The sequence below is a fragment of the Micromonospora palomenae genome (genome assembly GCF_007829925.1).
GTDB classification, from domain to species: Bacteria; Actinomycetota; Actinomycetes; order Mycobacteriales; family Micromonosporaceae; genus Micromonospora; species Micromonospora purpureochromogenes.
The window spans coordinates 36,941-49,755 of record NZ_VIXA01000003.1; the positions used below are offsets into that span (position 1 = coordinate 36,941).

The window sequence follows — 12,815 nt, forward strand, 5'->3', positions numbered from 1 at the left end:
CCGGTCCCTTCGGTTACGCGGACGGCGCGGCCCGGTTCAGCCCGCCTCGGCCCGCCCGGGGCGGTGCCGGAGCGCGGCGTCGAAGACCTGGGCCAGCTCGGCCGCGTCCTCCCCGGCGTGGTGGGTGTGCGGCACGTCGGTCAGGCCCAGCTCGTGCTTGATGATTCCCTTGCGGGTCCGCACCCACTCGCAGCCGGTCCGCCCCATCCACCAGCTGCGCAGGTCCACGCCGGAGCCGGTCGCGCCGAACGGGCTGCGGCCGGTGAACCGGACGAAGTACCAGTGCACGAACATGCCGTCCCAGACGGCGGGCGCGGCCAGGAAGACCGGCCGGCCGATCCGGCGCAGCCCGTTGACCCAGCTCGCGGCGGCGGCCATCGCCTCCTCGGCGGTGGGCGCCTCCCGCAGCAGCCGGTCCCGGTCGAGCCCGGAGACCGCGAGGGCGGCCGGCACGAACTCATCGGAGATCGGCTTCAGCTCGGTGTAGAAGATGAGGTCGGGCCGCCCGGCCACCGCCATGCCCAGCGAGATCATGCTGTACGGGCCGGGGATCGGACCGTCCGCCTCGACGTCCACCGCCACGTAGAGCTCCGGCAGCCGCTCGTCCGCCCCGCTCGTCATCCGGGCAGGCTAGCAACGCTGCGGGCGTACCCGGGACGTCTTTTCCCCCGGCTGGTGGGCCTACCTGCCGGGTGTCGGCCGACACCGGCGTAAGCTGGCTCGTCGTGAGTCTCACCATCGGCATCGTCGGCCTGCCCAACGTCGGCAAGAGCACCCTGTTCAACGCGCTCACCAAGAACGACGTGCTCGCCGCGAACTACCCGTTCGCCACGATCGAGCCCAACGTCGGCGTCGTCGGGCTGCCGGACGAGCGGCTGGCCACGCTCGCCGAGATCTTCTCCTCGCAGAAGGTGCTGCCGGCGCCGGTGTCGTTCGTCGACATCGCCGGCCTGGTGCGGGGCGCCTCCAAGGGGCAGGGCCGGGGCAACGCCTTCCTGGCCAACATCCGCGACGCCTCGGCGATCTGCCAGGTGGTGCGCGCGTTCTCCGACCCGAACGTGGTGCACGTCGACGGCAAGATCTCCCCGGCCGACGACATCGAGACGATCAACACCGAGCTGATCCTCGCCGACCTCCAGACGCTGGAGAAGGCGCTGCCGCGGCTGGAGAAGGAGGCCAAGCTCCGCAAGGACCGGGCCGCCGCGGTCGCCGCCGCCAAGGCCGCCGTCGACGTGCTCGACGGCGGTACCACGCTCTACGCCGGCGCCGCCGCCGCGAAGATCGAGCTGGAGCACCTGCGCGAGCTGCACCTGCTCACCACCAAGCCCTTCCTGTACGTCTTCAACGTCGACGAGGCCGAGCTGGCCAACGCCGAGTTCCTCGACGAGCTGCGCGCGCTGGTCGCACCCGCCGAAGCGGTCTTCATGGACGCGAAGATCGAGTCCGAGCTGGTGGACCTGCCCGAGGAGGAGGCCCGCGAGCTGCTGGAGTCGATCGGGCAGAACGAGCCCGGCCTGAACCAGCTCGTCCGAGTCGGCTTCCGCACGCTCGGGCTCCAGACGTACCTGACGGCGGGCCCCAAGGAGGCGCGCGCCTGGACCGTTCCGGTCGGCGCGACCGCGCCGGAGGCCGCGGGCGTCATCCACAGCGACTTCCAGCGCGGCTTCATCAAGGCCGAGGTCGTCTCCTACGCCGACCTGGTCGAGGCCGGATCGATGGCGGCGGCCAAGGCCGCCGGCAAGGTCCGGATCGAGGGCAAGGAGTACGTCATGCAGGACGGCGACGTGGTGGAATTCCGCTTCAACGTCTGAATCCGGCCCGTTCCCGCAGGTCAGGCGGTTGTGTCGTTGCTCTGGGGCACACCGGGGGCACAGCCCCACGGTGCTCCGGTGGGAGTTCAACACCGAGGACGAGGCCCGACAGATGGTCCAGCGTCTCGTCCAGGCCGACGGCGGCCAGTGGCGAGAGCAGACGGGTGATGCAGCCACACAGCCGCCAAGGTGAGGGCCGGCCGGGCTGCCGGCGTGTCTAGTCCCACCACCTGCTTGACGAATCCGTCCCCGCACATGCACGACAGCCGGCCTTGGTTCCTCGGTCGTCCTGGTGTCAGTCGGTGACGTCTGAGTGCCTGCGGGCGCACTCAGGCTCAGGCAGACAACGAAGCAATGCCGCCAAGTCGCCGAACAGCAGGGGAAGGCCGCCCAGCTCGCTGATCCCGACCCATGCGATGTCGTCATGCTCGTCAGGTGCACGGTTGGTGGGAGAGCCAACCCAGTCTCCAATGTGCCAGACGCCCACGTGGACGGCGTCCTCACCAGTGCCGGCATGCCAGTCGCCCAACCGTGAAGCGGACTCCGCCACGATGTGCACACCGAGTTCCTCGTGCATCTCACGCGCGAGGGCTTGTAGTTCCGACTCACCCGCTTCGACATGCCCCCCGGGCAGGTCCCAGAGATCTGGGTATGCCCGTTTGGTCGGGCTGCGGTGTACTAGCAGGACCGCGCCGTTTTCAACGAGTGCGCCTGTGACGACGACATGCATGACGGGATTGGAGCACAGGGATAGGACAAGTTCGCCCCAGCCAAAGCGCCCTTTGAGGATCATGTCGGGCATCAGGTGGGACGTGAGCGTCAAGCATGTCCCGTGACGGGACAGGCCGGCTATTCGTGGCCCGCACTCCGGCACCTCGGACGATCAGGTGGCTGGGGAGGGCGAACGGCTATTTCCATGTGCGACGGGCACCCCGACCTGCGTAGGAAGGGAGGCATGGCCAACGAGGTGACCGTTCCGCTGCTGCCCTGCGCCTCCATCGACGACATGGTCAATTTTTACGAGGTTCTCGGTTTCCGTACGACCTACCGGCAGCGCAAGCCCAACCCGTACGTGGCATTGCAGCGTGAAGACCTGCATCTTCACTTCTTCGAGATCGCCGGCTTCGACCCGGAGCAGTCCTACGGCTCCTGCCTGGTCCTCACCTCGGACATCGAAGGACTGCACCGGGCGTTCGCCGTAGGCATGCGCGCCGCGTACGGGAAGGTTCTGGTGTCCGGAACGCCGCGCATGACCCGGCCTCGGGCGCGGAAGAACTCTGACGGGATGAGCGGGTTCAGCGTCATCGACCCCGGCGGCAACTGGATCCGCGTCGTCGACCAGGCCGCCGCCCCTGAACCCACGCCGGCGGGGCGCCTGGCCAGGGCTCTGGCGAGCGCTGTCGTGCAGGCCGATTCCAGGGGCGATGTCCGGCAGGCCGTCCGGATCCTCGACAGCACACTGGCCCGCCCCCGGGCCGGGGACGATCCGGTCGCACAGGTAGAGGTCCTCGTGTACCGCGCCGAACTCGCGGTGGTGCTGCACGACCTTGATACCGCAACCGAGATGCTGGCCCGTGCCGAACGCGTCGTGCTGAACGCGGATGAATCAGAACGGGCGGCCGCTGCGTTCCAGAACGCCGCCGAACTCGCAGCGGCACTCAGGTGATTCGGCAACGCGGGCGAGTCGAGGTTCCGAATCGGCAACCGCCGAGGTTGAACCCGACCGCGACTGTGCCGTGCGCGAGGTCGGGGGTCCGAGAGAAGTCGCCGGCCAGTCAACCTTCGGGCCGTACCCGTCGTCCTTGGTGGGGACGGAAGGAGATCGGGTGCGGCGGAAGAAACGCTTCGACGGGTTGGACGTCCTCGTCGCCGAACGCGGCGGTGCGCTCCTCGCGACGGCGGTACTGCTGACCGGCAGCCGGGTCGCTGGGGAGGACCTGTTGCAGGTGGCGCTGGAGCGGCTGATGCGGAACTGGAGCCGGGTACAGGGCGACAAGGAGGGGTACCTGCGTCGCACGCTGTACCACCTTGCGGTTGACCGGTGGCGGCTCCGCGGGCGCCGGCCGGAGGTGTTGGCCGAGATCGAGCCGCCGGGCCAGGCGGATGGTACCGAGGCGCTGCACCTCCGGCAGGCACTCATCCAGGCGCTGGCCATGCTGCCGCCGCGGCAGCGGGCCGTGCTGGTGCTCCGCTACTGGGAGCAGTTCAGCGAATCCGAAGCCGCCGAGATGCTCGGCTGCTCGGTCGGCACCGTCAAGTCGACCGCCTCCCGGGGGCTGGCCCGGCTACGCGAGCTCACGGCCGCCTGGGCGCTCGAAGGCGCAGGAATGAACGGAGCAGGTAAATGATCACCGACTTGGAAGATCAGCTGACCGTCGGGATGCGGGATGAGGTCGCCGGCCTGGCGTTCACCCGTGACGTACTGGGGGAGGCCGCTCGACGGCACCGGCGGCGCACCGCCTTGCACCGCACCGCGTACGCCGCTGGCGTTATCGGTGTGGTCGGGGCGCTGGCCACGGCCTTGACCGTGGGCACCGGCGGCACGGCAGTCTCGCCCGGGCCGGTTGCCGAGCGGCCCACGGCGACGACGGTCGACACGCCGCGGTTGCGGCTGGCCGCAGCTGCCGCGGCCAGCGAGAACATCAGTTGGCGGGTGAAGGTCACGACCACCGTGAAGGACAAGCTCCCGCCGAAGAATGAACTGCCCGAGCCGGTGAGCGCGAGTTGGGTCACGGAGGGAGCCTTCGATCCGGCGACGGCCACCGGCTACCTGGACTCGCCGTACACGGGTCTGCGTCCCGTGGTTGCCGCAGGTTTCGAACATGAGCGGCTGGTCAACGGCGTCCGGTACATCGGTACCCGGGATGGCTCCGCGCCGGACAACGGCAAGATCGTTTGGAGCCGACACCCGGGCCAGCAGGACAACCTGGACTACGACCTCGCGTTGGGCGGTGGCCTGACCGCTTCGGCGGATCCGCAGGAGCTGTTCCGTACCCTGCAGCGGGCCGGGGCCAAGGTCACCGAGACCCCCGATGGCGCCTACCACTTCGAGGTCCAGGTGAAGGACGCTCCCTCGCGGGGCGTCGTCGACCGTCTCGTGGGCGAGGTGACGCTCGGCGCGGACAAGCGAATCGCGAAGGTGGCCTACGACCGCACGGTGTTCGTCACCAGGGGTGAGGTCCACACCTACCACCTGCACGTGGTCACCGAACTGTCCGACTACGGCACGCCGGTGAAGGTCGAACCGCCGGCTTACGTCCATACGTGGCCGTCCAAGTAACTAATTCGGGATGAACGCTTCGGCGAGGACGACGGCCGTCCCCGCAGCGAGCGACCGATCGCCCTGAGATGCGGTCGTCACAAGCGCCCGGCGACTGGCGGTGGCGGGACCCGTACTGCCGGTTGGTGCCGTTGTAGTCATCAAATTTTACGTCGGTGTGGGCCGTGCTCCAGCCCACACCGACGCGTTCTCATACCGCAAGTCCTGGGCCGTGTCAGACGGGATAGTCGGTCCGATGAGCGTAGGTGAGCTGGCTCGGATCGATGCCCCACGCTGAGAGCACCTGGTTGAGTTTCACCTCGTCTTGGGCGTGCGCGGTCTGCACGTCGGTCATGCCGTCACCTGGTCCCACGCACCAGCCGTTGTCGATGTAGCTGGCTTCGAACTCACGGTGGAAGAGGTTGAACCGCTGGTCGGTGGTGGCAGCAGCGGCAGGGGTCTGTAGGGGGTAGATCGCGATCCAGGCGCGGCGGTCGGGCCGGGAGGCGGGAACCTCCGCGACGACTAGTTGCCCGCGCCGGAGCGCGGTGCGCAGTGCCATGGGCCAGCTGTCGGTCACGGCGATGATTGAAGCATCGCTGGCTCGCTGACGAGGTGGGTGAAGGCTTCGCGGGCGATGGGGCGCTTGAGGCAGCGCATGATCTCGGTCTTGGTCGTGCCGCCGGCCGCACCGGCGAGCTGGCGGTGGTCGCAGGGTGGCGGTTAGTGCGCCTCCGGCGGGGGCGCTCCGGCTCCAGGATGGTTGGGGCTCTGCCGGCGGGTCACGGTCCGTGGGTGGTTGCGGTAGGCCATCCCGCTGCCATCGATCCGGGCAAGCCGAGCAGACCACCGCCCGACCCGCCAGCGCCCGTACGAGCCGTCAAGGCCGTCTTGACGTGGCGGCCCGGGCGACGGCCCCCGCTCTCAGAGGGGCGGGTCGACGGCAACGGGATGGCGAGCAGCACCCTTTGTCTGATGATGCCGCTCTGAAGGCCCTATGCGGCCAGCCTCGTGACCACAACGACAAACATGAAGCAGACAGGCCCGACTACGAGCCCAGATAGGTACCCGATACCGAGCGCCCGTGTCTGCCGGAAGAACAACGACACAAGTGCGCTCACCAGCAGGAAGCCGCCGAGCGCTAAGCAGGCCAGCGCCCCGAGGGTGTAGATGTTAAACCCGCTGTCCGGTGTGGCGGTGGCCCCGAACACCTCCACGTACTGATGAATGAGTGCCAGCGGAGCAAGCGACAGGGCCACTCCGGGAACAGCCCCGATTAGGCTCGTCACCACCGCTGCCACGGTTCGGGGCGGAGGTGTCGGCACCGGTGCCGCCAGGTTTCCGGCTGTAGGCACGAACCACGGCCAATGCTCGTCTGATCCGGACATTCGTGGAGCCTCCCGCGCCAACCGTACCAATGACGTGGCAGCCAAGGAGGGACGCAACGACCGATGCTGAGTGACCATCGACCACGGCGCAAGCATGTCGGACGCTTGCGGACGCTGGTGGACCTTCGACAGGCGACTCCCAGGATCGGCGGCCGCAAGCTGAAGACCAGGCGACTGTATGTGAGCCAGCGTCAATCGATGCCGTCTGGAGAGGGCCTGGCAGTCTGGGGCACACAGGGGCACAAGACACCGTGAAGCGTTGCCAACCAGCGACCAACGACGGCAGCTTGAGACGCCGTGCGAGCGGGCGTCGGGAGCCGTTGCCGCTGGTGGATCCGTTGGGGCTCGAAGTTCCGCTTCAAGGTCTGATTGCGGCCTGTTCCCGCAGGTCAGGCGGTTGGCTACGTCCGCTTCGAGGGCCGACGGGAACGGAAGGCGGCCTATTTCGTGCGCTCAGGGTGCATGTCGCCCGGCTTCACTGGGCGGCCAGGGACGCTCATGCACAACTGTCCCGGCTCAGCACCGCACACAGGGCAGGGGCGGTACGACTCGACGGACCCCGGATCGAGGCCCCTCGCCTGGGCCGCTCGGACGATGTCGTCGGCCGCGCGGTGCAGCTCAAGGTCCCGATGTCTCACGGCAGCCTTGTGGATTCGCTGGAGCGCGCTTCGCCCCAGCTCCCCGGGGTCGGTCATCCGACCGACCCCGGGGGTCGGTCATCCGACCGACCTTCCCGCTGTGCGTGCCGTCACACACGCCCCTGTTGACCTGCGGAAACGAGCGATACGGGCCTGCCTGGAAGCCCAAATGGGCCGATCATGTCAAAAGCGCCTGGTGGATGGCAGCCCTGGCTGCCGTACTAGGCATGGTCTCGCTCGCACGATGCGTACAGAGAAAGAACCACCAGACGGCCGGACGCCACAAGAGCGAGCTCCTCGGTGGACAGCCTCCAACTGTCAAACGGTTCGCGGTCACGCTGGTACCGGTACATGACCACCCGGCAGTTACCGCTCGCCTCGCTGGCTCCCTCACCCTCGAGGATTTGATCCCAAACGGCGATGGATCCATCCGTGGGTTGAAGGGTGAGCGTAGGGCCGGAAAAGACCTGTGCCGGATCCGTGTGGCTAGGGCCGAGGTAGAAGTACTGAAGGTTGCAGTTGCAGTTGCCCTGGCCACCCTGACCCACTTGCCGGTACGCGGGATCCACCTGCACCTGACTTAGATACCGGCGCGCATGCTCTGGGCCGTCGGGCAGCAGCAGCACAAGCGTGCCAAGGCAGCCCAGCAGCCCTACCACCAGAGAGCTGGCCACGACGCAGCCAATGATGATCCCGGCCGCCGTGCGCTGGCGCATGAGTGGTCCCTTCTTGCTGCGGGCACGCAGCTAATACCAAAACGCTTTGATCACGGCATGTCCGGCTCGCGTAGCCCGCTCGTAGAAGGTGCGCAGGTCGTTGTGGTAGCCGAGAAAGATGCTCCTGGCCGCGTTCTTGTCTTCCCACCCGATGTACGGCTTGGAGAGCTTCGTCCCCGCGATCTGCCAGCGTTCGTCGAACGGAAGGCTCCGGAGAAACAACGCCGTCCTCCGCACCTCGGCCGGGGTGAGGATGACGAACGGCGGTTGGTCTTCTGTCGGGCTGTGCATGTGGCGACCGCCGAAGATCGGCAGAGTGTTGGCCGGATTCGTGGTGTCGCCATGGTCTGCACCCGTGGTGTAGAGCTCGTGGACGTGGCCGAAGTCCTTGTCGATGGAATCGGCGATGCCAGCAGTGTGCTCCTCCTGGTGCGCCTCCCAGGCGGTCGACATGAAATCAAGCAGCGACGAGAAATCCTCCGGGACCTCGTTGGAGGCCGTGGCCCGCAGGCGCATGTAGAAGCTCACCGGGCTGCTACTCCTGGATCTGATTGTCGAAGCACTACTGCTCGCGGCACCGACGCGCGAGGTGGACGGTGAGGTCGGCGGCAATCTCGACCGTCTCGGGCAGGACCTGCATGATCTGGCTGAATACCTGCTCCCGCTCCGGGGTCGGCAATTCGAGATAAGCCGAGATGGTCGAGAGATGGCCGACGTAGTCGCGAGCACTCATCGTCGCCCGCCGCACCATCACGGACTGCCGAACATCGGCGAACCACTCAGACCGTTGGAGCTCCGTACCCGGCCACTGCATGTGTCCCGGAGGCGTCCCATCTGGAGACGGAACATCGTCGCTCTCCAGGAACGGTGCCCGGGCCGCGCGAACAGCTTCTTCCACAGCCGGGTCGGCCAGCTGGAGTGGTCCACCGAACGAGGCGAACACGCCACCCGGCTCCAGCAGCGCGGCGATGCGCGCCCACCGGCCCTCCGGGTTCGTCCAGTGCAGCGCCGCCGCCGCGTACACCAGCCCGTAGCGCTCGCCCGGTCGCAAGTCCTCGAACGCGGCGTGCACGGTCTTGACGTTTGCGGCCACGTGCTTACGCAGCTCGGCGAGCATGGCCCCGTCAGGCTCGGTCGCGGTGACCGTGACCCCTCGTTCAGCGAAGAGACGGGTTGCTTTGCCGGTCCCGGCGCCAATCTCCAGGGCAGTCCGGACCGGCTGACCCGCGTACGTCATCACCATGTCGAAGAGCTCCACGGGATACCCCAGCCGGAACCGTTCGTATGCTTCCGCCACCACTCCGAAGCTCAGTGCGCGACGAGACATGACGAGCATCCTGACACGATCTGCGCCGTCGATGCCCGGACTTCCCGCGCCAAGTTCCGCCTCAACGTCCGGTTCCGGCCCTGTTTTTGCTGGTCAGGCGCGGTGGGCGAGGTCGTTCGGTCTGCCAGTCGGCGTCGGGCTCGGCAGCGTGGCCCGACGCTGATGAATGGCTGCAGCCCCATCGGGTACGCGGAGTGCGAAGGATCAATTGTCCGGTGCGGAAACGCGCACGACTGATCTGACGTACGCGAGAGGGGATGCCGGCGATGAAGGACAGGATCCTGAAAGGGTTGCGGAAAAGGGCAAACGCGATCGTGGTACGCCGCCGAGCCAAGGATTCCGTGATCACCAAGCCGACCGGCGCCAGAAGGCCCGGCAGGCGTTTTCAGTGAGACCGCGACCGGCCGGGGGCTGAATGGCCGCCCGGCCGGTGGCGAGGGGCTGTGTCCTCCCCGGTCGTCGGCCAGGGAGTCGATGGGTCAGTCGCCGGAGAACCCGCTGAACGAGGACCTGGTCCGGCGCGGGGTGGACCGTGCCGAAGTAGGCGAGCAACTGCTCGCCGGTCAGCGGGGACACGGTGCACGGCGCCGGCTCGTCCGAGACGCCGTTGACCATGTCGATGACGGAGGGGTCGGTCGGCCCGTGATCCATGCGCCGAGGGCTCCACTGTGACCCACCCGTGGCCGGGCGTCTCTAGGCTGAGGAGAGCCGTACCCTTGGGGGACGAGATGCGGATGCGCCCGGTGGCCGTCGCGACGTCCCTGATCCTGGTCGTGTCGGGTCTCGCGGCCTGCACCCCGCGCCTGCGCGGCGAGCTGGGCGTGAGCGTCGACCCGCAGGGACGCGTCGTCGGCCTGATCGCCGTCTGCCCGGATGCCCAGTTGGACCACCTGACCCTGACCGACGTCTCGCAGGGCGGGGTACCGGTGACGCTCCGGCCGGCGGGCGACGACCGCCCCGACAGCGTCGTGTTGAGCGATCCTGGGGACGCCTGGACGGGCGATTGGCCGCAGCAGCCCACGCCGGGGCGGGACCCGCGGGCGTTGACCGCCGACCACGAGTACGTCCTGGCCGGCGTGCTCACCGGCACGGGCTCCGGGGACGGGAAGCTGGACGGCGTCAGCTTCGTACCCGAGCAGGTGCTGGCCGACCCGCAGCTCCGCTCGGGGATGGTGCGGACCTGGCGCGCGGGGGAGATCGTCTCCGTCGACGAGTTCCGCCGCCTGGACCAGTGCTGACGTTTGTCCGTCCCTCAGTGGCAGAGGGACTCGATGAACGGCTCGAAGTCGGGGAACTCGGCCCGCGCCGCCTCGATCACCTCGGGTGCGGTCTGTCGCGCCTGCGGCGCGTACCGCTCGGCGATCGTGGTGCGACGGGCGTCCGGGCGGGGCCGGTGCTCGTGCTGCGGCCACATCGTCGCCTCCATCGGGCCGAAACCGTCTGCGAGCAGCCAGAGGTAGGCCGCCAGGTCGCGGGCGACCACGGACATCTCACCCTCGGAGCCGAGGAACACCACCGGCTGGCGCTCGATCGGCTCGCCGGGGCGGACCAGCCAGCAGGCCGCCAGCCCGCCCGTACCGTCCTGGCCGAAGATCCGGAAGTCGACTCCGTCCATCGAGGGGTTGCCGCTCCACGCCTGCCACCACTCGGCGGTTTCGGCGAGGGTGAGGAAGGCGTCGTACGGCTCGAAATCGATGCCGTCGCCGCCGTCGTAGTCGAAGCCACCGTCGTGGGCCTCCCGCAGCGGGGCGGGGAGCGTGAGCTGATCTCCGGTCACCGCCGCACCCTAGCGACGGCCCCCGACACGCCCGCTCAGCTCGTTCCCTCGTCCGGGTGCCGGACCAGCAGGTAGCAGCGCCGCGTCTCGCCCTCCTGCGGGTGGTGTGCCCGTTCCAGCCGAGCCTCCTCGGTGAAGCCGGCCTCGCGCAGCGCTCCGGCGACGGTCTCCACCCCGTGGTAGTGGAAGTCGACATCGACCTGGTGACCCCACCAGTCGGTCAGCCGCTGCACCTCGGCGCCCATGTGGAATGCCACCAGCAGCGAGCCGCCGGGCCGCAGCACCCGCCGCATCTCGACGAACGCCGGCCGCAGCTCCGCCGGCCGCAGGTGGATGACCGAGTAGAGCGCCACCGCCGCCCCGAACTCGCCGTCCGTCGCCGGCAGGCTCAGCAGGTCACCGTGGCGGAACTCCACCTCCGGGTACCTGCGCCGGCCGGCGGCGACCATCGCGGGGGAGAGGTCGACGCCGACGGCGGTGACGCCCCGCTCCGCCAGCCAGGCCGCCACGTGCCCCGGCCCGCACCCCAGGTCGGCCACCGGAGCGTCGCCGGTCCGCTCGACGAGGGCCGCGAGCAGCGCCCGGTCGAGGGGCTTGCCGGCCAGTTCGTCGCCGATGCGTTCCCAGTAGGTCTCGGCCACCGTGTCGTAGCTCCGGCGTACCCGATCGTGGTCGGCCGCGCGGGACACACCGTCGGAACCGTCCTGGGCGGTCACCGGTCCACGACCTCGACCATCCGGCCGTTCTCGTAACGGAACCGGCGGGGCGACCCCATCGTTCGTACCAGCTCCAACATGGCGGCGCGCTCGGCGGCCTCACGGCCGGTCGGATCCACCACCCGGAAGCCGAGCAGGGCGATCCTGTCCCCGTCCAGATCGTCGGGCTTCCGGCGACCCTCCACGACGAAGCCGAACAGGTGGCGCAGCGCCTCCTCGCCCAGCGTCAGCGGGTGGTAGGGCAGCGGGTACGGCTTGTCGTCGGTCCACCCCGGCACGGGCCGCACCGGGTGCTCGCCCGCCCGGTACGGCAGCTCGAAGGCGTACGGCGTGCCGATGTCCTCGCCGACACCGCCGCCGGGGGAGACGCTCAGTGAGCGGACCAGCTCGCCGTCCTCCCAGACGGCGAAGGCCAGCCAGTCGACGACGGAGTGCATCGCGTGCAGGACGACCCGCCGGCCGGCGGCCAGCCCCAGCAGGTGAGCCGACAGCTCGGATGGACGGTCCACCATGAACCGCCGGTCGCAGAGGAGGTCGACGCCGGGCAGGCTCGCCGCGTAGGTCACGTCGTCCGGCGGGTAGCTGCCGTCGGAGAGGGTGCTGCCATCGGTGGCGCTCACGTCGAAACCCGGGTGCGCGCGGCGGACCAGTTCGGCCGTGCGGCGAGCGTCGGGTGTGCCGCCGCGCCGGAGTGCGGTCGGCACGTCCCCGTCGGCGAAGGCCAGCAATCCGGTCTTGGCACCCATCCACCACTCCCCGTTGGTTGTACGCGATGCCGGCGACGGTAGCCGGAAGCTACGACAGCCGGGGAGTCAGGAGATGTAGTGCAGGATCACGTTGTGCACGTGGTGGCTCTTCTGCGCGCCCCGGAACTCCACCTCGTAGGTGTGCGTGCCGACGTGGACGGCGATCGCTCCGGTGGAGAAGAACGAGCCGCCCCACGACTTGTTGCTCACCACACTCACGCTGGTGATCTTCGAGTACGGGATGCTGGTGATGGCGTACCGCTTGCCGATGAACGACCGGTCCTGGATGATCACGCGCCGGTCGGTGAGCCCGATGAACCCGGTGCCGGTCCCGACGGCGTCGTAGACGGCGATGATCTGCTCTCCGTCGAGCAGTCCACTCTGGATCTGCTGGAACTGCTCCTTGCGGTCGTACGTCGCATTGGCCATGGACCCCA

At 68.7% G+C, this 12,815-nt stretch carries 17 protein-coding genes; 5 read left to right on the plus strand and 12 right to left on the minus strand.

The window, feature by feature from the left end; genetic code table 11:
• Nucleotides 1–36: 36 nt before the first annotated feature.
• The gene (locus FHX75_RS21090; RefSeq protein ID WP_154942096.1) at nt 37–621 is read right to left on the minus strand and encodes an exonuclease; all 585 of its coding nucleotides are present in this window, start codon (nt 619–621) and stop codon (nt 37–39) included.
• A 104-nt stretch (nt 622–725) separates the two neighbouring features.
• Here FHX75_RS21090 and ychF point away from each other — a divergent pair, with 104 nt between their 5' ends.
• Entirely contained in the window at nt 726–1,811 is a 1,086-nt protein-coding gene (ychF, locus tag FHX75_RS21095; protein ID WP_154942097.1) for a redox-regulated ATPase YchF, read from the plus strand.
• A gap of 295 nt (nt 1,812–2,106) precedes the next feature.
• Here ychF and FHX75_RS21100 read toward each other — a convergent pair whose 3' ends face one another.
• Nucleotides 2,107–2,613, minus strand: a complete 507-nt coding sequence (locus FHX75_RS21100; protein WP_281290826.1) for an NUDIX domain-containing protein — start codon at nt 2,611–2,613, stop codon at nt 2,107–2,109.
• A gap of 153 nt (nt 2,614–2,766) precedes the next feature.
• Here FHX75_RS21100 and FHX75_RS21105 point away from each other — a divergent pair, with 153 nt between their 5' ends.
• From FHX75_RS21105 to FHX75_RS21115, 3 genes are all read left to right on the plus strand, one after another.
• Complete coding sequence (locus tag FHX75_RS21105) at nt 2,767–3,477, plus strand: VOC family protein (protein WP_154942098.1); 711 nt, start codon at nt 2,767–2,769, stop codon at nt 3,475–3,477.
• Nucleotides 3,478–3,637: 160 nt separating this feature from the next.
• Nucleotides 3,638–4,159, plus strand: a complete 522-nt coding sequence (locus tag FHX75_RS21110) for a SigE family RNA polymerase sigma factor (RefSeq protein WP_246158412.1) — start codon at nt 3,638–3,640, stop codon at nt 4,157–4,159.
• Nucleotides 4,156–5,091, plus strand: coding sequence for a hypothetical protein (locus tag FHX75_RS21115; RefSeq protein ID WP_154942099.1), 936 nt, complete (start codon nt 4,156–4,158; stop codon nt 5,089–5,091). The genes FHX75_RS21110 and FHX75_RS21115 overlap by 4 nt, the downstream gene beginning before the upstream one ends.
• A gap of 214 nt (nt 5,092–5,305) precedes the next feature.
• Here FHX75_RS21115 and FHX75_RS21120 read toward each other — a convergent pair whose 3' ends face one another.
• From FHX75_RS21120 to FHX75_RS21140, 6 genes are all read right to left on the minus strand, one after another.
• A complete protein-coding gene (locus FHX75_RS21120; protein ID WP_154942100.1) occupies nt 5,306–5,650 on the minus strand; it encodes a hypothetical protein in 345 nt (114 codons plus the stop codon).
• A gap of 415 nt (nt 5,651–6,065) precedes the next feature.
• A complete protein-coding gene (locus FHX75_RS21125; RefSeq protein ID WP_154942101.1) occupies nt 6,066–6,371 on the minus strand; it encodes a hypothetical protein in 306 nt (101 codons plus the stop codon).
• Between the two features lie 527 nt (nt 6,372–6,898).
• Nucleotides 6,899–7,153: a zinc finger domain-containing protein gene (locus FHX75_RS32275; RefSeq protein ID WP_425463522.1), complete on the minus strand. Its 255-nt coding sequence runs from the start codon at nt 7,151–7,153 to the stop codon at nt 6,899–6,901.
• 164 nt (nt 7,154–7,317) lie between these two features.
• Nucleotides 7,318–7,812, minus strand: a complete 495-nt coding sequence (locus FHX75_RS21130) for a hypothetical protein (protein WP_154942102.1) — start codon at nt 7,810–7,812, stop codon at nt 7,318–7,320.
• A 30-nt stretch (nt 7,813–7,842) separates the two neighbouring features.
• A complete protein-coding gene (locus tag FHX75_RS21135; RefSeq protein WP_154942103.1) occupies nt 7,843–8,340 on the minus strand; it encodes a DUF1877 family protein in 498 nt (165 codons plus the stop codon).
• Between the two features lie 34 nt (nt 8,341–8,374).
• Nucleotides 8,375–9,148, minus strand: a complete 774-nt coding sequence (locus FHX75_RS21140; RefSeq protein ID WP_342799400.1) for a class I SAM-dependent methyltransferase — start codon at nt 9,146–9,148, stop codon at nt 8,375–8,377.
• Nucleotides 9,149–9,855: 707 nt separating this feature from the next.
• On the opposite strand from FHX75_RS21140, the gene FHX75_RS21145 reads away from it, so the two are divergent.
• Complete coding sequence (locus FHX75_RS21145) at nt 9,856–10,377, plus strand: hypothetical protein (RefSeq protein WP_154942104.1); 522 nt, start codon at nt 9,856–9,858, stop codon at nt 10,375–10,377.
• Between the two features lie 14 nt (nt 10,378–10,391).
• On the opposite strand, the gene FHX75_RS21150 is transcribed toward FHX75_RS21145, so the two are convergent.
• The 4 genes from FHX75_RS21150 to FHX75_RS21165 all read right to left on the minus strand — a co-directional run bounded on the left by FHX75_RS21150 (nt 10,392) and on the right by FHX75_RS21165 (nt 12,807).
• A complete protein-coding gene (locus FHX75_RS21150; protein WP_154942105.1) occupies nt 10,392–10,916 on the minus strand; it encodes an SMI1/KNR4 family protein in 525 nt (174 codons plus the stop codon).
• A 35-nt stretch (nt 10,917–10,951) separates the two neighbouring features.
• Nucleotides 10,952–11,632, minus strand: a complete 681-nt coding sequence (locus FHX75_RS21155) for a class I SAM-dependent methyltransferase (RefSeq protein ID WP_154942106.1) — start codon at nt 11,630–11,632, stop codon at nt 10,952–10,954.
• On the minus strand, nt 11,629–12,378 hold the full coding sequence (locus FHX75_RS21160) for a DUF6928 family protein (protein ID WP_154942107.1): 750 nt from the start codon (nt 12,376–12,378) through the stop codon (nt 11,629–11,631). The genes FHX75_RS21155 and FHX75_RS21160 overlap by 4 nt, the downstream gene beginning before the upstream one ends.
• 66 nt (nt 12,379–12,444) lie before the next feature.
• A complete protein-coding gene (locus FHX75_RS21165; protein WP_088960401.1) occupies nt 12,445–12,807 on the minus strand; it encodes a PH domain-containing protein in 363 nt (120 codons plus the stop codon).
• Between the last annotated feature and the right edge of the window lie 8 nt (nt 12,808–12,815).